Annotated in this window: 21 protein-coding genes; 11 read left to right on the top strand and 10 right to left on the bottom strand. The window is 66.9% G+C overall.

Annotation, left to right across the window (positions count from 1 at the left end):
- Window positions 1–115: 115 nt before the first annotated feature.
- The 3 genes from ACK8OU_RS00125 to ACK8OU_RS00135 all read right to left on the bottom strand — a co-directional run bounded on the left by ACK8OU_RS00125 (window position 116) and on the right by ACK8OU_RS00135 (window position 2,883).
- Window positions 116–607 (bottom strand): CAP domain-containing protein, encoded by a 492-nt coding sequence (locus ACK8OU_RS00125; protein ID WP_410301310.1) that lies wholly within the window; start codon window positions 605–607, stop codon window positions 116–118.
- A 118-nt stretch (window positions 608–725) separates the two neighbouring features.
- On the bottom strand, window positions 726–2,120 hold the full coding sequence (gene rimO / locus ACK8OU_RS00130; protein WP_410301311.1) for a 30S ribosomal protein S12 methylthiotransferase RimO: 1,395 nt from the start codon (window positions 2,118–2,120) through the stop codon (window positions 726–728).
- Between the two features lie 112 nt (window positions 2,121–2,232).
- Complete coding sequence (locus tag ACK8OU_RS00135; RefSeq protein ID WP_410301312.1) at window positions 2,233–2,883, bottom strand: GcrA family cell cycle regulator; 651 nt, start codon at window positions 2,881–2,883, stop codon at window positions 2,233–2,235.
- A 316-nt stretch (window positions 2,884–3,199) separates the two neighbouring features.
- Here ACK8OU_RS00135 and ACK8OU_RS00140 point away from each other — a divergent pair, with 316 nt between their 5' ends.
- The 3 genes from ACK8OU_RS00140 (at window position 3,200) to argF (ending at window position 6,458) form a co-directional block, all read left to right on the top strand.
- Window positions 3,200–3,985, top strand: coding sequence for an ABC transporter permease (locus ACK8OU_RS00140; RefSeq protein ID WP_410301978.1), 786 nt, complete (start codon window positions 3,200–3,202; stop codon window positions 3,983–3,985).
- Between the two features lie 306 nt (window positions 3,986–4,291).
- Entirely contained in the window at window positions 4,292–5,464 is a 1,173-nt protein-coding gene (locus ACK8OU_RS00145; protein WP_410301313.1) for an aspartate aminotransferase family protein, read from the top strand.
- Between the two features lie 67 nt (window positions 5,465–5,531).
- Window positions 5,532–6,458 (top strand): ornithine carbamoyltransferase, encoded by a 927-nt coding sequence (argF, locus tag ACK8OU_RS00150; RefSeq protein WP_410301314.1) that lies wholly within the window; start codon window positions 5,532–5,534, stop codon window positions 6,456–6,458.
- 270 nt (window positions 6,459–6,728) lie between these two features.
- Here the strand turns inward: argF and hrpB are convergent, their stop codons facing one another.
- Both hrpB and ACK8OU_RS00160 read right to left on the bottom strand, forming a co-directional pair.
- Entirely contained in the window at window positions 6,729–9,173 is a 2,445-nt protein-coding gene (gene hrpB, locus ACK8OU_RS00155) for an ATP-dependent helicase HrpB (protein WP_410301315.1), read from the bottom strand.
- Window positions 9,174–9,180: 7 nt separating this feature from the next.
- Window positions 9,181–9,921, bottom strand: a complete 741-nt coding sequence (locus ACK8OU_RS00160; RefSeq protein WP_410301316.1) for a DUF3108 domain-containing protein — start codon at window positions 9,919–9,921, stop codon at window positions 9,181–9,183.
- 121 nt (window positions 9,922–10,042) lie between these two features.
- Here ACK8OU_RS00160 and meaB point away from each other — a divergent pair, with 121 nt between their 5' ends.
- The 4 genes from meaB to ACK8OU_RS00180 all read left to right on the top strand — a co-directional run bounded on the left by meaB (window position 10,043) and on the right by ACK8OU_RS00180 (window position 12,513).
- Window positions 10,043–11,032 (top strand): methylmalonyl Co-A mutase-associated GTPase MeaB, encoded by a 990-nt coding sequence (meaB, locus tag ACK8OU_RS00165; protein ID WP_410301317.1) that lies wholly within the window; start codon window positions 10,043–10,045, stop codon window positions 11,030–11,032.
- Between the two features lie 150 nt (window positions 11,033–11,182).
- A complete protein-coding gene (rpmB, locus tag ACK8OU_RS00170) occupies window positions 11,183–11,470 on the top strand; it encodes a 50S ribosomal protein L28 (protein ID WP_410301318.1) in 288 nt (95 codons plus the stop codon).
- 121 nt (window positions 11,471–11,591) lie between these two features.
- The gene (locus ACK8OU_RS00175; protein WP_410301319.1) at window positions 11,592–11,942 is read left to right on the top strand and encodes a hypothetical protein; all 351 of its coding nucleotides are present in this window, start codon (window positions 11,592–11,594) and stop codon (window positions 11,940–11,942) included.
- 49 nt (window positions 11,943–11,991) lie between these two features.
- Entirely contained in the window at window positions 11,992–12,513 is a 522-nt protein-coding gene (locus tag ACK8OU_RS00180; protein WP_410301320.1) for a copper chaperone PCu(A)C, read from the top strand.
- Window positions 12,514–12,668: 155 nt separating this feature from the next.
- On the opposite strand, the gene ACK8OU_RS00185 is transcribed toward ACK8OU_RS00180, so the two are convergent.
- Window positions 12,669–13,361 carry an NAD-dependent deacylase gene (locus tag ACK8OU_RS00185; RefSeq protein ID WP_410301321.1) on the bottom strand — a complete coding sequence of 231 codons (693 nt, stop codon included), beginning with the start codon at window positions 13,359–13,361 and terminating at the stop codon, window positions 12,669–12,671.
- A gap of 27 nt (window positions 13,362–13,388) precedes the next feature.
- On the opposite strand from ACK8OU_RS00185, the gene ACK8OU_RS00190 reads away from it, so the two are divergent.
- A complete protein-coding gene (locus ACK8OU_RS00190) occupies window positions 13,389–13,853 on the top strand; it encodes a low molecular weight protein-tyrosine-phosphatase (RefSeq protein WP_410301322.1) in 465 nt (154 codons plus the stop codon).
- Here the strand turns inward: ACK8OU_RS00190 and ACK8OU_RS00195 are convergent.
- The gene (locus ACK8OU_RS00195; RefSeq protein ID WP_250039982.1) at window positions 13,838–14,137 is read right to left on the bottom strand and encodes a hypothetical protein; all 300 of its coding nucleotides are present in this window, start codon (window positions 14,135–14,137) and stop codon (window positions 13,838–13,840) included. The genes ACK8OU_RS00190 and ACK8OU_RS00195 overlap by 16 nt on opposite strands.
- Before the next feature lie 175 nt (window positions 14,138–14,312).
- Window positions 14,313–14,501, bottom strand: coding sequence for a heavy-metal-associated domain-containing protein (locus ACK8OU_RS00200; protein ID WP_250039980.1), 189 nt, complete (start codon window positions 14,499–14,501; stop codon window positions 14,313–14,315).
- A 118-nt stretch (window positions 14,502–14,619) separates the two neighbouring features.
- Here ACK8OU_RS00200 and lepA point away from each other — a divergent pair, with 118 nt between their 5' ends.
- Entirely contained in the window at window positions 14,620–16,419 is a 1,800-nt protein-coding gene (gene lepA, locus ACK8OU_RS00205) for a translation elongation factor 4 (RefSeq protein WP_410301323.1), read from the top strand.
- A gap of 61 nt (window positions 16,420–16,480) precedes the next feature.
- Here the strand turns inward: lepA and metF are convergent, their stop codons facing one another.
- On the bottom strand, window positions 16,481–17,347 hold the full coding sequence (metF, locus tag ACK8OU_RS00210) for a methylenetetrahydrofolate reductase [NAD(P)H] (protein ID WP_410301324.1): 867 nt from the start codon (window positions 17,345–17,347) through the stop codon (window positions 16,481–16,483).
- 92 nt (window positions 17,348–17,439) lie between these two features.
- Here metF and ACK8OU_RS00215 point away from each other — a divergent pair, with 92 nt between their 5' ends.
- Both ACK8OU_RS00215 and ACK8OU_RS00220 read left to right on the top strand, forming a co-directional pair.
- Window positions 17,440–18,345, top strand: coding sequence for a LysR family transcriptional regulator (locus ACK8OU_RS00215; RefSeq protein ID WP_410301325.1), 906 nt, complete (start codon window positions 17,440–17,442; stop codon window positions 18,343–18,345).
- Window positions 18,346–18,485: 140 nt separating this feature from the next.
- Window positions 18,486–19,277: an inositol monophosphatase family protein gene (locus ACK8OU_RS00220; protein WP_410301326.1), complete on the top strand. Its 792-nt coding sequence runs from the start codon at window positions 18,486–18,488 to the stop codon at window positions 19,275–19,277.
- 136 nt (window positions 19,278–19,413) lie between these two features.
- Here the strand turns inward: ACK8OU_RS00220 and ACK8OU_RS00225 are convergent, their stop codons facing one another.
- A complete protein-coding gene (locus tag ACK8OU_RS00225) occupies window positions 19,414–20,142 on the bottom strand; it encodes a rhomboid family intramembrane serine protease (RefSeq protein WP_410301327.1) in 729 nt (242 codons plus the stop codon).

Genomic DNA, 20,142 nt, shown 5'->3' on the forward strand with positions numbered 1-20,142 from the left:
TTCAGATGCTGTCGGCAGAGTCAACCGCTTCTGCGCTGATGTGATGCACGAGACGATTTCGTAAAGGGAAATGTTGCAAAATCGCCCGACGCGGGGCGCGGTCCAGCCCCGGGCATCAGCCCCGGCAGGGTTTGGCGAAAACCTGCACCCACCAGGGACCCTGGTTGCCGGTGCGCGGCACATAGCCAATGCCGATTTCCCCTACGTTGCGGCGCAGGATGTTGTCGCGGTGGCCCTTGGATTGCATCAGATCCTGCATTACCTGTTCCGCCGATCGCCACCCGAACGAAATGTTCTCGGCCGTCAGGCAGGTCTTGTAGCCGACTTTCTTCACCCGCGTCCTGGGCGTGGACCCGCCCGGGCCGTTGTGCGAAAAGAAGCCGCGCCGCGCCATGTCGCAGGCATGGGACTGGGCGGCCTTGTCCAGTTTTCTGTCATGGCCAAGCGCGGGCAGCCCGACGCGCTTGCGTTCGGCATTCACCATCTGGATCATGGCGCGCGTCACCTCGGCCGGGGCGCCGCCGCAGCTGACCGCCAGCGCCGGCGCGGCGCCCGCGAACATCCAGCCAGTTGCGATCAGAATGAGAATTTCCTTGAAACGCCGCACCCAGCCCCCCTTGAACTGACAACTGCCGCGTGTGTAAACCGGATTCGCGGCCAAGTTCAGCCATGCTTGCGGAAATTTCATGACAAACCGTTAAGTCCGGCGGATTTTCGCGCGCTTGTCAGGCCAGACGGCCCCACAGGTCATAATCCCCCGCTTCTTCAACCGCGACGGTAACCATATCGCCGGGGGCCAGCCCTTCGAACCCGTCATCGATGAACAGGTTGCCGTCGATCTCGGGGGCGTCGGCGCGGGTCCGGCAGGTTGCGCCTTCGTCATCGACCCCATCCACGATCACCTGCTGGATCGTCCCCACCTTGGCGGCCAGTTTCGCCTCGGAAATGGCCTGCGCCTTTTCCATGAAGCGGTCCCAGCGTTCTTGCTTGACGGCATCGGGCACATGGTCGGGCAGGACGTTTGAGCGGGCGCCCGCCACATTTTCATACTGAAAGCATCCGACGCGATCCAGCTGCGCCTCGTCCAGCCAGTCCAGCAGGGTCTGGAATTCTTCTTCGGTCTCTCCGGGATAGCCCACGATAAAGGTCGAGCGCAGCGTGATGTCGGGGCAGGCGCGGCGCCAGGCGGCGATTTCATCCAGTGTCTTTGCCGCGGCGGCGGGCCGGGCCATGCGCCGCAGCGTATCGGGATGGGCGTGCTGGAACGGGATGTCCAGATAGGGCAGGATCAACCCGTCCGCCATCAGCGGGATCAGGTCGCGCACATGTGGGTAGGGGTAGACATAGTGCAGCCGCACCCAGGCACCCGCAGGCTGCGCCAGATGGCCCAGTTCGCGCGCCAGATCGGTGATGTGGGCGCGCACCTCGCCGTCTTTCCAGGGCGACAGGTCGTGCTTGCGGTCCACCCCATAGGCCGAGGTGTCCTGGCTGATCACCAAAAGCTCGCGCACCCCGGCATCCAGCAGCTTTTCGGCCTCGCGCAGAACGGCATGGGCAGGGCGGCTGACCAGACGGCCGCGCATGTCGGGGATGATGCAGAACTTGCACTTGTGGTTGCAGCCTTCGGATATTTTCAGATAGCTGAAATGGCGCGGGGTCAGCTTGATCCCGGTCGCGGGCAGCAGGTCGATGAACGGGTCGGGCGCGGGCGGTACGGCGGCATGGACCGCGTCCAGCACCTGTTCGTATTGATGCGGCCCGGTCACGGCCAGCACCCTGGGATGGGCACCGGTGATGTAGTCGGGTTCGGCGCCCAGGCAGCCGGTAACGATGACCTTGCCGTTTTCCTGCAACGCCTCGCCGATGGCTTCCAGGCTTTCCGCCTTGGCGCTGTCCAGAAACCCGCAGGTGTTCACGATTACCGCATCGGCGCCCTTGTAGTCGGGGCTGATCGCGTAGCCTTCGGCGCGCAGCCGGGTCAGGATGCGTTCGCTGTCAACCAGCGCCTTCGGGCACCCCAGCGAGACCATCCCGATCGTTGGCTGCCCGGCGCGGCGCGCGCTGTCGAACACCGGCGCGGGCGCCAGATCGGGGCGAAGGTTCGGGGGGTTGGTGGTCATTGCGGCCTCTGAATGAAAAAGCGGACCGAAACGGTCCCGCTTTCCTTGGGGTCGGACAGGGTCCGGGGCGGTCGGCGGGGGCAAGGCCCCGTCGCCTGTCGGTGCTGCCCGGTCAGCGCCGCCGGTCGCGGCGCGCGCTCATCGGTTGGAAAGCAACGCCGACATGGGCCTCGCAATAGGGTTTGCCGGGCTGGCTGGGCAGGCCGCAGAACCAGAAATGTTCGGTCGCCGGGTCGCCGATCGGCCATTTGCAGGTGCGCTCGGTCAGTTCCATCAGGCTGATCTTGCGGGCGCGCTTTTCGACCTCGCCCACCTTGGCCAGCGCCTCGGGGCTGATTTCATTGGCCGAAGGCTGCGGCGGCAGCGGCTGGCCTGCCGGAATGATCGCGCGGCGCAACGGCGCGGCGGGTTCGGGCGCCTTGGGGGCGGTGCTGATCGGGGCGGCCTGCGCCGGCTGGGCCGCGGGCCTGGGGGGGGCGGGCGCTGCGGCCGGGGCCGGGCGGGCCTGCGGCGCCGCGGCTTCTGGGGCGGGGTCGGCGGGGCGGGCGGGCTTGGCCACAGGCGCCGCCGCTTGCGGTGCCGCCGGGGCCGGCGCTGCGGGTTCGCCGGGGCCGCCGACGCGGTTCGACAGGCCCAGACGATGCACCTTGCCGATCACCGCATTGCGCGTCACGCCGCCCAGTTCCTTGGCGATCTGGCTGGCCGACTGGCCTTCGGCCCACATCTTCTTAAGCGTCTCGACGCGTTCATCGGTCCAGGACATGGACTGCCTTTCAACATTTCCGGCCCGGACATGCCGGGCACAGGTTCGGTTTGCCGCTTGGCCCCAATCTAATCGGGATGTACCGAGATACAAGCCGGGCCCCCGGATTTCAAGGCCCGCAGTAGTTCAGGGCGCGCAGTCCGCCGATGCCGCATCTGCCCCGGCTTCCGGACCTCCGGCGCGGCAGATGCCGGATGTCCCGCCCGCCCCGCCCGACTGCCTGCCCCGCCCGATTGCCCCCCCCGCCCGATTGCCCGCCCCGCCCGCCGGTGCTAGACCTGCGGCGCCGCGAACGCAGAGGTGGGCGATGATCGACATGGGGGTGCGCCGTTTCGGGCGGGTGAACTGGCTGGGCCTTGCGATGCTGGGCCGGCGCGAGATCCGCCGGTTTCTGGCGGTCTGGCAGCAAACGGTTCTGGCGCCCCTGATCACGGCGGGCCTGTTCCTGACCGTCTTTGCGCTGGCCTTTGGCGCGGGGCGGGCGGATGTGATGGGCGTGTCCTATTTGGTGTTCCTGGCCCCCGGCATCCTGATGATGACGGTGATCCAGAACGCGTTCGCCAATACGTCGTCCTCGATCGTGATCGCCAAGGTGCAGGGCAATATCGTTGACACACTGATGCCGCCGCTGGCGCCGTGGGAGATTCTGGCGGGCTATCTGATCGGCTCGGTGGCCCGCGCGCTGGTGGTGGCGGCGGTGATCGCGGCGGGGCTGTGGCTGGTGGTGGGGCAGGGGGTGGCCCACCCGCTTTGGGCGCTGGCCTGGGTGGTGCTGGGGGCGGTGCTGCTGGGGGGGCTGGGCGTGCTGGCTGCGATCTGGGCCAACAAGTTCGACCAGATGGCGGCGATCACCAATTTTGTCGTCACGCCGCTGTCCTTCCTTTCGGGCACCTTCTATTCGGTCGAGGCGCTGCCCCCGGCCTTTCGCGCCGCCACCCACGCCAATCCGGTATTCTACCTGATCGACGGCGCGCGCTATGGGTTCATCGGTGTTTCGGACGCCTCGCCCTGGCAGGGGCTGGGTGTGGTGGCATTGGCCTGCCTGATCGTTTCGGGTCTGGCCTGGTCGTGGCTGCGCTCGGGCTATCGGATGAAGCCCTGATTGCGGCTGGCGGGCAAGGGGGCGCTGCCCCCTCTTGGCGCGGGCGCGCCAATTCACCCCCGGGATATTTTCACAAAGCCGAAGCAGGAAGATTTTGACTTGGGCGCGCGGGCGCGCTAGGGGACGGACATGATCGCATCGACCGCCCTTTTCCGACGTCCCCGACGCCGCGCCTGACGCGCCTGACGTCCGATCACCCGTGGCCGCGTGCCACACACCGCCCAAATCCCGCGCAGAACCGCCGAAACCGTTGACAGCCCGTCGGGCCTGTTGCACCCCTTGGCCTTCCCTTTTCGGAGTCACATGATGATCCCTTCCATCCTGCCCACCTATAATCGTGCCCCGCTTGCCTTCGTGAAAGGCGCGGGCAGCTGGCTTGAGACGGCGGATGGCACCCGATACCTGGATCTGGGCGCGGGGATCGCGGTCAATGCGCTGGGCCATGCCAACCCCCAGCTGGTCGAGGCCCTGACCGCGCAGGCCGCGAAGCTGTGGCATGTGTCGAACCTGTATGAGATTCCCGGGCAGAAGCGCCTGGCCGACCTGCTGGTGGATCAGACCTTCGCCGATACGGTGTTTTTCACCAATTCGGGGACCGAGGCGGCGGAACTGGTCGTCAAGATGGCGCGCAAGTTCTGGTATGAACAGGGCGATCCCGACCGGGTCGAAATCGTCACCTTTGAAGGGGCGTTTCATGGCCGGTCCTCGGCCGCGATCGCGGCGGCGGGGTCGGAAAAGATGACCAGGGGGTTCGGCCCCCTGCTGCCCGGGTTCCGGCAGGTGAAATGGGGCGATCATGACGGGTTGCGCGCGGCGGTCACCAACCGTACCGCGGCCGTTCTGATCGAGCCGATCCAGGGCGAGGGGGGTATCCGGCCGGTGCCGGACCAGTGCCTGAAGGGCCTGCGCGATCTGTGCGATGAAACCGGCGCGCTGCTGATCCTTGACGAGGTGCAGTGCGGCATGGGCCGCACGGGCAAGCTGTTCGCGCATGAATGGGCGGGTGTCGCACCCGACATCATGATGATCGCCAAGGGCATCGGCGGCGGCTTTCCGCTGGGCGCGGTGCTGGCGACGGAAAAGGCGGCCGCGGGCATGACGGCGGGTACGCATGGGTCGACCTATGGCGGCAACCCGCTGGGATGCGCAGTGGGGGCACGGGTGCTTGAAATCGTCGCGGACCCAGGGTTCCTGGCCGAGGTGAACCGCAAGGCCGCACTGCTGCGCCAGAAGCTGGAAGGTCTTGTCGCCGCGCATCCGGACGTTTTTGATCATGTGCGCGGGCAGGGGCTGATGCTGGGGCTGAAATGCAGGGCCGCACCCGCCGATGTGGTCCAGGCCGGCTATGACCAGAGGCTGCTGACGGTGCCCGCGGCCGATAATGTCCTGCGGCTTTTGCCCGCGCTGAACATCACGGATGATGAGATCGTCGAAGCTGTCGCAAGGCTTGATCGCGCCGCGGCTGCCTTAAGGCCCTGATCCCTTTTCCTTCCAATCCCGAAAAGCCGGGCAGCATGTCCCGGCACCCGTCACGAAAGCCAGAGCGATGAGCCATTTCCTCGATATCCACACGACCCGGCCCGAAGATCTGCGCGCGATGATCGACACCGCCCGCGTGATGAAAGACGCCCGCAACGGTCGCCCGAAAGCGGCGCCCGATGATGAACAGCCGCTGGCGGGACACATGGTCGCGTTGATCTTCGAAAAGCCCTCGACCCGGACGCGCGTGTCCTTCGACGTGGGCGTGCGCCAGATGGGCGGGCAGACGATGGTGCTTTCGGGCAGGGAAATGCAGCTGGGCCACGGCGAGACGATCGCCGATACGGCCCGGGTGCTGTCGCGCTATGTCGACCTGATCATGATCCGTACCTTCGAGGAGCAGACCCTGCTGGAGATGGCGGAACACGCCACCGTGCCGGTGATCAACGGGCTGACCAACCGCACCCATCCCTGCCAGATCATGGCCGATATCGTGACCTATGAAGAACATCGCGGCCCCATCGCAGGGCGCAAGGTGGTCTGGTCGGGCGACGGCAACAACGTCTGCGCCAGCTTTCTGCATGCGGCGGGGCAGTTCGGCTTTGACTTCACCTTCACCGGGCCGCCGCCGCTGGACCCGGAGCGCGAATGGATCGACTTTGCCCGATCCAAAGGCGTGAAGGTCGAGGTCGAGCGCGACCCGTTCAAGGCGGTGCAGGGCGCGGATCTGGTGGTGACCGATACCTGGGTCAGCATGCATGACCCGGAATCGGCCAAGGAACGCCGCCACAACCAGCTGCGCGGGTATCAGGTCAATGAGTCCCTGATGGCCGAGGCAAAGCCTGATGCGCTGTTCATGCATTGTCTGCCCGCCCATCGCAACGATGAGGTGACCTCGGCGGTGATGGACGGCCCGCATTCGGTCGTCTTCGACGAGGCGGAAAACCGGCTGCACGCGCAAAAGGCGGTCATGCGCTGGTGTCTGGGCAAGTAAGGCAGGGGGGCGCTGCCCCCCTCGGCCTGTGGCCTCACCCCCCGGGATATTTATGCAAAGCCGAAGGGCAAACGAAAAACACCCGACTTGATCCGCAGAGGGGCGGGCAAGTCGGGTGCCTTCGGCTTTGACGGTCATCGGCGTCCCCGCCTGTACCGTGCACTGACCTTGCCCGATTCTGGTTAAGAAATTCCTGATGCTTTCGGCTTTGTCCAAATATCCCGGGGGTGAATTGGCGAAGCCAAGAGGGGGCAGCGCCCCCTGCGCTGCTCAGGCTCCGCGCGGTTTGGCACGCAGGGTGGGATCGGCCTCGCGCGGGTCTTCGGGCCAGGGATGGCGGGGATAGCGGCCGCGCATGTCCTTGCGGACATCCGCATAGGATGTCGCCCAGAACCCGGGCAGGTCCATCGTTACCTGCACCGGTTTGCCACCCGGCGACAGAAGCGTGATCCGCAGCGCCATGCGCCGTGGACCCACGGTCGGGTGTTCGGTCACGCCGAAGAGTTCCTGAAGGCGGACCTCGATGCCCGGCGCCGCGCCGTCATAGTCGATCGGCACGCGCCGGCCCAGGGGCGTTTCGAAATGGCTGGGGGCCAGGCGGTTGACCCGTTGCAACTGGTCCCAGTCAAGCGCGTCTTTCAACGCCTCGGTCAGGTCCAGCGCGCGCAGGTCGGCCTCGGTCCGTTTGCCTGCCAGATGCGGCAAGATCCAGTCTTCGGCGCGGGCCAGAAGGGCCTCGTCTGAGAAGTCGGGCAGGTCGGCGCCCTGGGCCCGCAGCAGTTCGACCCGCGCGCGAAAGCGTCGCGCGGCGGGGGTCAGCGGCAGGCCGATCTGGCGCAGCCCGTCCAGGGCGCCACGGGCCAGCGCCGCGGATGGGGCGTCGGGCCAGTGCCGGTCCTCCAGCACCAGTGCGCCGAAGCGTTCTTGCCGCCGGGCAATCACGCGGCCCTCGCGGCGGGACCATTCGCAGAGATCATGCCAGCCGATCGCATGGCCGAACAGGTGCCGCAGGCTGGCATCGGGCAGGGCGATGCCCTGGCGGATGCGGGCCTCGCGCGGGTCGCCGTCCAGATCGGTGGCGACGATCAGGCGGCTGGTGCCCAGCGGGTCGCCCTCGGCCGTGATCGCGCCCTTGCCGGCTGACAGGATGTAGCGCGGCGCATCGCCCTTGCGGCGCAGGCCGATGCGGTCGGGATAGGCCAGCGCGGCCATTTCCGGCAGGCTGAAGCTGCGCGCGGGCGGCTGAACCAGGCGCGACAGGCGCTTTGCCTCGGCGCGGATGCGGTCCACGGTGCCGCGATGGATGGGGTGGGGGTGATCCTGTTCAAACGCCCTTGGGTCGCGGATGGCGGCGATGCGCAGGGCCAGATCGGCGGGCGCGCCGCGCAGCGGATCACGTTCGGACAGCAGGGCGGCCAGCGTCGCGGACCCGGGGCCTGCGGTCACCAGCATGTGGCCCAGGCGCGGATGCAGCGGCAGGGCGGCCAGCGCCCGGCCATGCGCGGTGATGCGGCCGTGTTCCAGCGCGCCAAGGCTGTCCAGCAGCGCCCGCGCCTCGGCCAGGGCAGGTCCTGGCGGCGGGGTCAGGAAGGCCAGGTCAGACCCGTCCGACCCCCAGAGCGCCAGTTCCAGCGCAAGCCCTGCCAGATCGGCCACGGTGATTTCGGGGGGCGCAAAGGCGGGCAGCGCGCCTTCCTCGCCCCTGGTCCACATCCGGTAGCAGATGCCTTGTGCCACGCGCCCCGCGCGACCGCGGCGCTGTTCGGCCTCGGCCCGGCTGACGCGCTCGGTGACCAGCCGGGTCATGCCCGACCCGGGGTCAAAGCGCGCGCGCCGGGCGCGGCCGGCATCGACCACTACCCGGATATCCTGGATCGTCAGCGAGGTTTCCGCGATCGCGGTGGCCAGCACCACCTTGCGCCCCGATGCGGCGGGGGCAATGGCGGCGCGCTGGGCGGAAAAATCCATCGCGCCGAACAGCGGGCGGATCGCGGTGCCTTCGGGCAGGCGGCCCTTGAGCGCGGCCTCAACCCGGCGGATCTCGGCCTCGCCGGGCAGGAAGACCAGCACGCCGCCGTCGGTTTCCGCCACGGCCTGTTCAACAAGGCCGGCCACGGCGGTCTCAGGGCGCAGGCCCGGGGTGGTGGGGCGGCCCAGCCAGCGGATGTCCACCGGGAAGGCGCGACCTTCGGATCGCACCACCGGGGCATCATCCAGCAGCGCGGCGACGGGTTCGGCATCCAGCGTCGCCGACATCACCAGCAGCTGCAGATCGGGGCGCAGGGCGCCGCGCGCCTCCCACACCAGCGCCAGGCCCAGATCGGTGTTCAGGGATCGTTCGTGGAATTCGTCGAAGATCACCAGCCCCACGCCCGCAAGTTCCGGGTCGGACTGGATCATTCGGGTCAGGATGCCTTCGGTGACCACCTCGATCCGGGTGGATTTCGAAACTTTTGCCTCGCCGCGGATGCGATAGCCGACGGTTGCGCCCAAGGCTTCACCCAGGGTTTCGGCCATGCGTTCGGCGGCGGCGCGCGCGGCCAGGCGGCGGGGTTCCAGCATCACGATCCGGCCCGCGACCTGATCCAGCAGCGCCAGCGGAACGCGTGTCGTCTTGCCCGCGCCGGGCGGTGCCATCAGCACGGCGCGGCCAGCCCGGGTCAGGGCGTCCTTCAGCGCGGGCAGCGCGTCATCTATGGGCAGGCGGTCACTCACCCCGGCCTTATCGCCGTTTCAGCCGGCCTTTGCCATAGAGCGTGTCCATCGACACCTCCTGCACCCGCAGCCGTCCGTCGCCTGCGGGCACATAGGTCAGGCGAAAGGGGAAGCTGACCTTCTCGGCCATCTCTGATGCGGAAAACCCCGCGAGGCGGCGGTATTCGCCTGCGCAGGTGACGGTGCCATCGTCCGCGGGTTGCGGGGATGTCAGCGCGATCTGGCTGCGGCGGCGGCCGTCGAACATGAAGGCGCGAAAGGTGCAGGCCTGGGTCTCAGGCACGTCGCGCAGCACGGCGAACAGCGCGGTCAGCGGGTCGATGGTACCGCCCTGCGTGGCCGGGTCGATGTCGCCGGGGCGGGGGGCGCGGGGGGGATTGTAAACCTCGACCTGCGGCACGCCCGCCTTGTAGGCCATGACCGATTCCGATTGCCGCCTGGAGGTATCGGCCTTTTCGGTATAGCTGAACGGGGTGAACCGGCCCTGCGCATGGCTGCCCTGCACGGCGGCGTCATAGCGCACCTTGCGCACCGCCCCCAGGATGCCCGTGCTGCGCAATGTGCCGTTCACCGCATAGCTGGTGGCGTTGACCGTGCCCGAAAACTTCAGTTCGCCCGCCGGAAGACCGCGCAGCGACAGCGAAAAGGTGCCGCTGTCGGTCTGATTGGCCAGCACCGGCTGGCCCGTCACGGTCAGCAGCATTGCAACGGCCAGCCCATGACGTGCGGTGCGGGGGAAGGAAAGCATGGCAGACCTCGTGAATTCGGACCTTCGCTCTGGACATATACCGGCCAGAGCGGGCAAGAAACCCGTGCTGCCGTCACGATTGGTGACGGTTTCGTCATTTTTTTCGCGTGAAGGCCTGCCCATGACTGCCCATTCCCCCGCGACCGATCTTGCCCCGGCCATCCTGAACGGCGACCGCCGGGCGCTGGCGCGGGCGATCACGCTGGTGGAATCGGGGCGCGCCGATCACCGCGCGCAGGCCACAGCACTTTTGGAACGGCTGGCGGCTGCGGGGCGGCAGGCGCTGCGGATCGGCCTGTCGGGCACGCCGGGGGTGGGCAAATCCACCTTCATCGAAGCCTTCGGCATGATGCTGACGGCACAGGGGCTGAAGGTGGCGGTGCTGGCGGTGGACCCAAGCTCGGCCCGCTCGGGCGGGTCGATTCTGGGCGACAAGACCCGGATGGAACGTCTTTCGCGCGACCCGAACGCCTTTATCCGCCCCTCGCCCAGCCAGGCGCATCTGGGCGGCGTCGCCCGGCGTACCCGCGAAGCCGTCAGCCTGTGCGAGGCGGCGGGCTATGACGTGGTTCTGATCGAGACGGTGGGGGTAGGCCAGTCCGAAACGCTGGTGGCGGACATGTCGGATCTGTTCATCCTGCTGCTGGCGCCCGCCGGCGGGGATGAACTGCAAGGCGTGAAGCGTGGCATCATGGAAATGGCCGACCTGATTCTGGTCAACAAGGCCGATGGCGACCTGAAGCCCGCCGCGATGCGCACCGTGGCCGATTACGCGGGCGCGCTGCGGCTGTTGCGCAAGCGCCCGCAGGACCCCGCGGGTTTTCCCAGGGCGCTGCCGGTGTCCGCACTGGCCGAAGAGGGGCTGAAGGCCGCCTGGGACGACATGCAGGCCCTGGCCCGCTGGCGCCGCGATCACGGTCATTTCGACAGCCGCCGCGCCCAGCAGGCCCGCCACTGGTTCGAGGCCGAGGTGCGCGAGGGCCTTCTGGCGCGCCTGACCGCCGACCCCGCGATCCGCGCGCGGATGGAAACGCTGGGCGCGGATGTGGCCGGGGGGCGCACCGCGCCTGCGGCTGCGGCGGCCGAAATGCTTGCGGCGCTGCGGGGCTGAAGCGGGCGCGATTTCGGCGATGAATCGCTTGACGGCGCGCCGCTTTCCCCGTATCCCCCGCGAACGGAATTCCGGGCGCTGCCGTTGCGGCGCCCGTTGATGTTAGGAAAAGACGGGCAAATCGCCCTAAGGAAACGAAGGATTGATGCCATGTCGCGCGTCTGCGAACTGACCGGCAAGGGCCCGATGACGGGCAACAACGTGAGCCACGCGAACAACAAGACGCGTCGCCGCTTCCTGCCGAACCTCAACGAAGTTACCCTGATCTCGGACGTGCTGGGCCAGTCGTTCAAGCTGCGCATCTCGGCTGCCGGCCTGCGCTCGGTCGATCATCGCGGCGGTCTGGACGCGTTCCTGGCCAAGGCCAGGGACGAAGAACTGTCCGTCAATGCGCTGAAGATCAAGAAAGCCATCGCCAAGGCCCAGGCCGCCGCCTGATCGCGCGATTGCCGACCTTTTTGCAAGGCCCCGCCACTGGCGGGGCCTTTTGCTTGCGCCCACCCGTGGCCTTGTGCCGCGCGGCCTTCCATGGGCCGACGCAAAGCATTATGTGTGGATCATGACACGACGTCACGCCCGCAGCGCGGCCGCCCTTCTTTTCGCGGCGATCCTTGCGGCGACGAGCCTGACCATGGCCGTCGCGCGGGGGCAGGCGCGCGTTGCCGGTGAAATCGTGATCTGCACCGGCTATGGCATGACCACGATCAGCGTCGATGAACGCGGTCAGCCCACCGGGCCGGTGCATCTGTGCCCCGACATGGTGCTTGGGATGATGGCTGCGGTGGGGGGGCCAGCCTCTGTTCCGCTGCGCCCCGAAGGCCAGGCCGCCGCGCTGGTCACGCCCGAACCCGCCGCGCCCGACTCGCGCGCGGTGATGCGCGCCCGGGCCCGTGACCCGCCGCGGGCCTGATCCGCCCCCTTCGTTCCAATCAACCAAAAGATCATCCAAGGAGACGGGAATGTCCCTCCTCAAGTCGCTTCTGGCCGCCACGACGGTCGCCTTTGCCCTGCCTGCCTTTGCCGAAGGTATCGCCGTTCATGACCCCTATGCCCGGGTCTCGACCGCCATGTCGAAATCCGGCGCGGCGTTCATGCAGATTGAAAATACCGGCGCGGCCGATGACCGGCTGATCGCGGCCGCCTCTGACATTGCGGACCGGGTCGAGCTGCACACCCACAAAGCCGATGACAAGGGCGTCATGCAGATGCTTCACGTTCCCGAAGGTTTCGTCATTCCCGCCGGCGCCAGCCACGCCCTGCAACGCGGCGGCGATCATGTCATGTTTCTGGGCCTGCGCCAGGGCCTGAACCACGGCGATGTCGTCACCGTCACGCTGACCTTCGAACAGGCCGGCGAAGTCGTCGTGGACATCCCCGTTGACCTGCAGCGCGACGGGGCGCCGATGGGCCAGCAGATGCAGCACATGCATGGCGCGCCCGCGAACATGCCGCCCAAGCACATGCACGCCCCCTCGAACTGAGCCCTGCCAAACCAATCCTGCGGGCCGCCGGAAGGGGTGGCCCCAGCCCGCCCCCCAAGCCTGCCCCTTCGGCTTTGCCCAAATATCCCGGGGGGCGCCTTTCGGCCCCGTCCAGGGGCCGGGAAGGCGGGGGGCAGCGCCCCCCGTCGCCGCGATCAGGCCCGCAGCAAGCTGTCCACCCAGTCCGGCACGATCCGGCTTGCCGGACCCAGCCGCGCGTCGTCGAAATCCCGCGTGCCCAGCGATGGCTCCAGGTTCAGCTCCAGCGTGCGCGCCCCGGCGCGCGCGGCATCCTGTACGAAGGCCGCTGCCGGGTAGACGTTGCCCGATGTGCCGATCGAGACGAACAGATCCGCCTGCCGCAGCGCCTGCCAGATCCGGTCCATCTGATAGGGCATTTCGCCGAACCAGACGATATCGGGCCGCGTCGCGGGCCGCGCGCAGGCGGGGCAGGGGTCTTGCGGGGCCATGACCGCGGGGGCCGCCCAGCGGTGCCCGCAGGCCGCGCAAAGCGCGCCCGCCAGCGCACCGTGCATGTGGATCACATGCGCCGAGCCTGCACGTTCATGCAGGTCATCGACATTCTGCGTCACGATCAGCACCTCGTGCCGGCCCGCCGCTTCCAGCCGCGCCAGCGCCGCATGCGCCGCATTGGGCCGGGCCGCGACCGCCGCCGCGCGGCGCATGTTGTAGAAGTCATGTACCAGGGCCGGGTCGCGCGCAAAGGCCTCGGGGGTGGCGACATCTTCGATCCGGTAGCCTTCCCACAGCCCGCCCGCATCGCGGAAGGTGCGCAGCCCGCTTTCGGCCGAAATGCCCGCCCCGGTCAGAATGACGATCTTTTCCATCCCCGCCCCCTGCGTTACCCTGTTGTCATGCGTATCCTGTTTCTCTGCCTTGGCAATATCTGTCGTTCCCCCGCCGCCGAGGGGGTGTTTCGCCATCTGGCCGCCTGCGCGGGCCTGACTGTCGATGCCGACAGCGCCGGCACCGGCGGCTGGCATGTCGGCGAGCCGCCCTATGGCCCGATGCAGGCCGCGGCCCGGGCGCGGGGCTATGACCTGTCCAGCTTGCGCGCCCGGCAATTGCAGGCGCGCGATTTCCACGACTTCGACCTGATTCTGGCGATGGATGGGCAGAACCTGCGCGATGCGGCGCGGATCGCGCCCGCGCAGGCGCGCGCGGCGCTGCGGCTGTTTCTGGAGGATACGGTCACCGGCGCGCACACTGGCCTGGCCGATGTGCCGGACCCTTATTTCACCCGTGATTTCGACGGCTGCCTCGACCTGATCGAGTCCCGTGCCGCAGGGCTTGTCGCGGCACTTCAGCGCGCGCAATAAGCCTCGGCCGTGGCGGCGAAATTCTTGTAGCGCAGCCAGAACGCCTCATCGCTGCGGCGGCTGGACTGACGCACCTCTTGCGCCTTGTGGGGGTCCTTGAAGAAGGCGGCGGCCTTGCGCTGGTCGCCCCGGCTCAGCGTGCTGTTTGCGACTTGCTGGATGCAGCCGCACAGCGCCCGGTCGGCGGCGCGACCGGCCTTCATACAGGCGCTGTCGATGGGGCCGGCCAGCGCGGGCGCCGCGCCCAGTGCTACGAAAGCCGCCACAAGCAGGGATTTCTTCATTGCTCTGCCTCTTGTTCGGCGCGGAATCGGTGTCCGCGCGTTCTTATTTGCGCGTCATGATAGGCCGGCAGGCAAGAAAATTCAACGAAATGCGCGGGAATTCGCTGCTCTGCGCGGCTTGGCCGCAGGGCCCCAAGGGGTTGGGTGCGCGCCGGTGGCCCCCCCCAGAGATGGCTTAGCCGATCACCTCGGCCTCATACCCGGCGGCCTTCAGCGCGGCCAGGACCGTGGCTTCGGGCAGGCCCTCGACCTCAACCTCACGATTCTCCATGTCGAAATCGGCCTTGGCACCCACGGCGGCCAGGGCCGATTCGATGGCGGCCTTGCAATGGCCGCAGCTCATCTGGGGAACGGAAAGGATCATGGCGTTTCTCCTGTGCGGGCCGGTGTGGATCATTCGCCCGAAACACCCCGCGCGTCAATGGCGTGCGCCGCTGCAATCCCCCTTCCCGGCCCCTGTTTTCCAAGCTATATGCGCGGCCATGACCCAGCTTGATCACATCCGCAACTTCTCGATCGTGGCCCATATCGACCACGGCAAATCCACCCTCGCCGACCGGCTCATCCAGATGACCGGAACGGTGGCCGAACGCGACATGAAGGCGCAGCTGCTGGACAGCATGGATATCGAGCGGGAACGCGGGATCACCATCAAGGCCAACACGGTGCGGATCGAATATCCGGCCAGGGATGGCCAGACCTACATCCTGAACCTGATCGACACCCCCGGCCATGTCGATTTCGCCTATGAGGTCAGCCGGTCCATGCGCGCGGTCGAAGGCAGCCTGCTGGTGGTCGATGCGTCGCAGGGGGTCGAGGCGCAGACGCTGGCAAATGTCTATCAGGCGATCGACGCGGGCCATGAAATCGTGCCGGTGCTGAACAAGATTGACCTGCCGGCGGCGGAACCGGACCGGGTCAAGGAACAGATCGAGGATGTGATCGGCATCGACGCCAGCGATGCGATCCCGATTTCGGCGAAGTCGGGCCTGGGCATTCCCGACGTGCTGGAGGCGATCGTCACGCGCCTGCCCGCGCCCAGGGGCGACCGCAACGCACCGCTCAAGGCGATGCTGGTCGACAGCTGGTATGACCCCTATCTGGGCGTTGTTGTCATGATCCGCGTGATGGACGGTGTGATCCGCAAGGGCGACCGCATCAAGATGATGCAGACCGGCGCCGTTTACGGCATCGACAAGCTGGCGGTGCTGAAGCCGCAGATGGTCGATATCGCGGAATTGGGGCCGGGCGAGATTGGCGTTCTGACCGCATCGATCAAGCAGGTGCGCGATACCCGCGTGGGCGACACGATCACCCATGAAAAGAAGGGCTGCGAAGTGCCGCTGCCGGGCTTCAAGCCCGCCCAGCCGGTGGTGTTCTGCGGCCTGTTCCCGGTGGACGCCAATGATTTCGAGGCGCTGCGCGACGCGATCGAGAAACTGGCGCTGAACGACGCATCCTTCAGCTATGAAATGGAAACCTCGGCCGCGCTTGGCTTTGGTTTTCGCTGCGGCTTCCTGGGCCTTCTGCACCTGGAGGTCGTGCGCGACCGTCTGGAACGCGAATACGATCTGGATCTGATCACCACCGCGCCCAGCGTGGTGTTCAAGCTGCACATGAAGGATGGCGAGGTGCGCGACCTGCACAACCCCGCCGACATGCCCGACCTGACCTATGTCGACCATATCGAGGAACCGCGCATCAAGGCCACGATCATGGTGCCCGACGAATACCTGGGCGACGTGCTGAAGCTGTGCCAGGACCGCCGCGGCATCCAGCTGGACCTGACCTATGCCGGCAGCCGCGCGATGGTGGTCTATGACCTGCCGCTGGCCGAGGTGGTGTTCGATTTCTACGACCGGCTGAAATCGGTCACCAAGGGCTATGCCAGCTTCGACTATCAGATCTCGGAATATCGTGAGGATTTTCTGGTCAAGATGTCGATCCTTGTGAACGACGAACCGGTGGACGCGCTGTCGATCATGGTGCACCGCGACCGCGCCGAATCGCGCGGCCGCGCGATGGTGGAAAAGCTCAAGGAACTGATCCCGCGCCACATGTTCAAGATCCCGATCCAGGCCGCGATCGGTGGCCGCGTGATCGCGCGCGAAACGCTAAGCGCGATGCGCAAGGACGTGACCGCGAAATGCTATGGCGGCGATGCGACGCGCAAGAAGAAACTGCTGGAAAAGCAAAAGGCCGGCAAAAAGAAGATGCGTCAGTTCGGCAAGGTGGAAATCCCGCAATCCGCCTTCATCTCGGCGCTGAAGATGGATGACTGATAAAAAAACCCGGCCCAAGGATTGGGCCGGGTTTTTCGTTCTGCCGCGGCACAGGTCCGGTTCAGGCGACCTTCTCCAGGCTTGCGCCGGGCGTCACGCCAAGGGCGTGGCACACGTCGCGCGTCAGGCCGGGGCGGTTCAGCGTATAGAAATGCAGATCCTCGACCCCGCCGCGGATCAGCTCGTCGCACAGTTCGGTGCACAGCGCGGTCGCCAGCAGCTGTTCGCGCCCGTCGCGCACGGCGGCCACAAAGGCCTCTTCCACCCAGGCCGGCACACTGGTGCCGCAGCGCGCGGCAAATCGCTTTGCGCCTGCCCAGGACTGGATCGGCAGGATGCCGGGGATGATCTTCGCGGTGATCCCCTCTTTTTCGCAGGCATCGCGGAACCGAAAGAAGGTATCGGCCTCAAAGAAGAACTGGGTGATCGCACTGGTCGCGCCCGCATCCACCTTGCGCTTCAGCCAGCGCACATCCGCCAGCGGATCGGCGGCTTCGGGGTGGGGCTCGGGATAGGCGCCGCAGCGGATGGTAAAGCGGCCGTCCTGGGCCAGCGCCTCGATCAGCGCGACGGATGAGGCAAAACCCTGCGGATGGGGCGTGAACCTGTCGCTGCCCTTCGGCGGATCGCCCCGCAGCGCCACGATCTCGGTCACGCCCGCCGCGGCATAGGCATCGACGATTTCCATCGTCTCGGCCCGGGTTGCATCGACGCAGGTCAGATGCGCCGCCACGTTCAGGCCATAGTTCTTGTGGATCGTTTCCACCGCCTCATGGGTCAGCTTGCGCGTGGTGCCGCCCGCGCCATAGGTGACCGACACGAAGGACGGCTTCAGCGGCGCCAGAACCTGTGCGGTTTCCCACAGCCGGAACGATGCCTCCAGCGATTGCGGCGGGAAGAATTCAAAGCTGACGCGGGGCGAGGTCATGGTGGGTATCCTTTCGTTGGCCCCCTTGTGCCAGATATACCGATGTGAGACAAACTCATAATCCTCAAGAACGTTATGAGGTTTCGTTCAAGATGCACCTGGAACTTCGCCATCTGCGCACGATCAAGGCCATCCATGATGCGGGCGGTCTGGCCCGGGCCGCCGACATCCTGCACATCACCCAATCGGCGCTGTCGCATCAGGTCAAGGGGTTGGAAGACCAGGCCGGGGTGGAACTGTTCGTGCGCCGGTCCAAGCCGCTGAAACTGTCGGCGGCGGGGGTGCGGCTCTTGCGGCTGGCCGAACGCATCCTGCCCGAGATCAAGGCCGCCGAGGATGAATTCGCCGCCCTGCGCCAGGGCCGCGCGGGCCGGCTGCACATCGCCATCGAATGTCATGCCTGCTTTGACTGGCTGTTCCCGGTGCTGGAACAGTTCCGCCGCGCCTGGCCCGATATCGACGTCGACATCCGCGCGGGCCTGGCCTTCAACGCGCTGCCCGCCTTGATGCGCGAAGAGGTCGACCTGGTGATCTCCTCGGACCCCGAGGCGCTTGAGGGCATCGTCTTCAACCCGCTGTTCGACTATTCGCCAACCCTGGTCGCCGCCGCCAGCAACCCGCTGGCCGCAAAACCCTTCGTCGTGGCCGAGGATTTCCGCGACCAGACCCTGATCACCTATCCGGTCGACCGTGGCCGGATCGACATCTTCACCGAACTGCTGACGCCGGCCCGGGTGGAACCGCGCGCGCAGCGCCAGGTCGAACTGACCGCCGTGATCCTGATGCTGGTGGCGTCGGGGCGCGGCGTCGCCGTGCTGCCCGACTGGGTCCTGCGCGAGGTGAAATACCAGCCCGATTACATCACCCGCCCCGTCACCGAAAAGGGCCTGACCAAACGGCTTTATGCCGCCACCCGCGCCGAGGATGCCACCCAGCCCTTCATGGCCCATTTCCTGCGCCTGGCGCGGACCGAGCCGGTCAAGCTGCAGCGCGTCTGATCCTTCGGCTTTGCGAAAATATCCTCGGGGGGTGCGGGGGGCAGACAGCCCCCCGTTGCAACGCCAGCCGATCCGCGCAAAGCCCTTGGAATCCCGTCCCTGCCCGTGTATGGCACGCGCTTGATGTGAAGGAGCCCCCGATGCAAGGCAGCGCGAACCTCAACCTGATGATCAAGGCCGCCCGCAAGGCCGGCCGTTCCCTCGTGAAAGACTTCCGCGAGGTGGAAAACCTTCAGGTCTCGGCCAAGGGGCCGGGGGATTTCGTCACCCGCGCCGACCGCGAGGCGGAACGCATCATCAAGGAAGAACTCCGCGGTGCCCGCCCCTCGTACGGCTGGCTGGGCGAAGAAACCGGCGAAGAGCCCGGTGAAGATCCGACCCGGCGCTGGATCGTCGATCCGCTGGATGGCACCACGAACTTTCTGCACGGCCTGCCGCATTGGGCCGTGTCCATCGCGCTGGAACACAAGGGCGAGGTTGTCGCGGGTGTCATCTTCGACGCGGCGAAGGATGAACTTTACTATGCGGAAAAGGGTCTTGGCGCCTTCATGAACGAAACGCGCCTGCGCGTGTCGGGGCGGCGCAACATGATCGAGGCGATCTTTGCCACCGGTGTTCCCTTTGGGGGCAAGTCGACGCTGCCGGCCACGCTGCAGGATTTCGCCCGCCTGATGCCGGTCTGCGCCGGGGTGCGCCGCTTTGGCGCCGCCTCGCTGGATCTGGCCTATGTCGCCGCGGGCCGGTTCGATGGCTATTGGGAACGCGGGATCAGCGCCTGGGACATGGCGGCGGGGATGCTTCTGGTGAAGGAAGCCGGCGGCTTTACCGGCCCCGTGCGCGAAGGGCGCGACATTTTCGAATCGGGTGCGATCATCGCCACCAATGCCGCCCTGTTTGACCCGCTGTGCAGGATTCTGCGCGCATCGGTCTGACCCGCGCGCCGGTCTGACCCGCGCGCAAGGTTTGTGATCGCGGGCGGGGGGCGCCGCCCCCCGGGCCTCACCGGCCCCGTGCCGGGGCCGATGAGACCACCCCCCGGAGTATTTCGGCCAAGAAGAAGGGGCGCGATCAGCGTCGTCTGCGTACCACGGGTATGCTTGAGCGGCTGTATCGCGCTTCGGGGTGCGGCGGGTGGCCGTGGGTGCGGTTCCAGTAGGCCGGGCCGCCGCGTTTGAGCCAATGCGGGATCATCAGCGCCACACCGGCCGCAAAGCCGCCTGCATGGGCCCAATAGGCGACCCCGCCGCCGTCGCCCGCGGTGGTGCCGTTCAGAACCTGCAGCCCGAACCAGACCCCCAGCACGATCCAGGCGGGGATCGGGATGATCTTCACCAGGATCACGATGATGAACAGCACGTCGATCCGCGCCTTGGGGAACATCAGAAGATAGCCGCCCATCACGCCCGCGATCGCGCCCGAGGCGCCGACCATCGGGATGGTGCTGTAGGGATCGGCCAGGATCTGTGCCGCGGCTGCCGCAAGCCCGCCAGCCAGGTAGAAGAGGGCAAAGCCGAAATGGCCCAGCTGTTCTTCCATGTTGTCACCAAAGACCCACAGGAACAGCATGTTGCCTGCGATATGCATCAGCCCGGCATGCAGGAACATATGGGTGATGAGTCCGTGCAGCCAGAACCCCTCTATCACCGCGGCGGGGTAGAGCGCGCCCATTTCCCACAGACCGAACATCGCGCCCAGCCAGGGTGAGGTCAGCAGGAACATCCCCAGGTTGATCGCGATCAGCGCCCGGGTCATCCAGGGTGTCGTGGTGGCCGGGTTGTGGTCGCGGATCGGAAACAT

This window comes from Pontitalea aquivivens (genome assembly GCF_046507575.1).
Taxonomy (GTDB): Bacteria; Pseudomonadota; Alphaproteobacteria; order Rhodobacterales; family Rhodobacteraceae; genus Pontitalea; species Pontitalea aquivivens.

Excerpts from the sequence above, each read along its gene's own strand:
- rimO (WP_410301311.1), bottom strand. The coding sequence starts at position 2,120 with ATGACCACCAACCCCCCGAACCTTCGCCCCGATCTGGCGCCCGCGCCG.
- ACK8OU_RS00135 (WP_410301312.1), bottom strand. The coding sequence starts at position 2,883 with ATGTCCTGGACCGATGAACGCGTCGAGACGCTTAAGAAGATGTGGGCC.
- ACK8OU_RS00140 (WP_410301978.1), top strand. The coding sequence starts at position 3,200 with ATGGGGGTGCGCCGTTTCGGGCGGGTGAACTGGCTGGGCCTTGCGATG.
- ACK8OU_RS00145 (WP_410301313.1), top strand. The coding sequence starts at position 4,292 with ATGATCCCTTCCATCCTGCCCACCTATAATCGTGCCCCGCTTGCCTTC.
- argF (WP_410301314.1), top strand. The coding sequence starts at position 5,532 with ATGAGCCATTTCCTCGATATCCACACGACCCGGCCCGAAGATCTGCGC.
- ACK8OU_RS00160 (WP_410301316.1), bottom strand. The coding sequence starts at position 9,921 with ATGCTTTCCTTCCCCCGCACCGCACGTCATGGGCTGGCCGTTGCAATG.
- meaB (WP_410301317.1), top strand. The coding sequence starts at position 10,043 with ATGACTGCCCATTCCCCCGCGACCGATCTTGCCCCGGCCATCCTGAAC.
- rpmB (WP_410301318.1), top strand. The coding sequence starts at position 11,183 with ATGTCGCGCGTCTGCGAACTGACCGGCAAGGGCCCGATGACGGGCAAC.
- ACK8OU_RS00175 (WP_410301319.1), top strand. The coding sequence starts at position 11,592 with ATGACACGACGTCACGCCCGCAGCGCGGCCGCCCTTCTTTTCGCGGCG.
- ACK8OU_RS00180 (WP_410301320.1), top strand. The coding sequence starts at position 11,992 with ATGTCCCTCCTCAAGTCGCTTCTGGCCGCCACGACGGTCGCCTTTGCC.
- ACK8OU_RS00185 (WP_410301321.1), bottom strand. The coding sequence starts at position 13,361 with ATGGAAAAGATCGTCATTCTGACCGGGGCGGGCATTTCGGCCGAAAGC.
- ACK8OU_RS00190 (WP_410301322.1), top strand. The coding sequence starts at position 13,389 with ATGCGTATCCTGTTTCTCTGCCTTGGCAATATCTGTCGTTCCCCCGCC.
- ACK8OU_RS00195 (WP_250039982.1), bottom strand. The coding sequence starts at position 14,137 with ATGAAGAAATCCCTGCTTGTGGCGGCTTTCGTAGCACTGGGCGCGGCG.
- ACK8OU_RS00200 (WP_250039980.1), bottom strand. The coding sequence starts at position 14,501 with ATGATCCTTTCCGTTCCCCAGATGAGCTGCGGCCATTGCAAGGCCGCC.
- lepA (WP_410301323.1), top strand. The coding sequence starts at position 14,620 with ATGACCCAGCTTGATCACATCCGCAACTTCTCGATCGTGGCCCATATC.
- metF (WP_410301324.1), bottom strand. The coding sequence starts at position 17,347 with ATGACCTCGCCCCGCGTCAGCTTTGAATTCTTCCCGCCGCAATCGCTG.
- ACK8OU_RS00215 (WP_410301325.1), top strand. The coding sequence starts at position 17,440 with ATGCACCTGGAACTTCGCCATCTGCGCACGATCAAGGCCATCCATGAT.
- ACK8OU_RS00220 (WP_410301326.1), top strand. The coding sequence starts at position 18,486 with ATGCAAGGCAGCGCGAACCTCAACCTGATGATCAAGGCCGCCCGCAAG.
- ACK8OU_RS00225 (WP_410301327.1), bottom strand. The coding sequence starts at position 20,142 with ATGTTTCCGATCCGCGACCACAACCCGGCCACCACGACACCCTGGATG.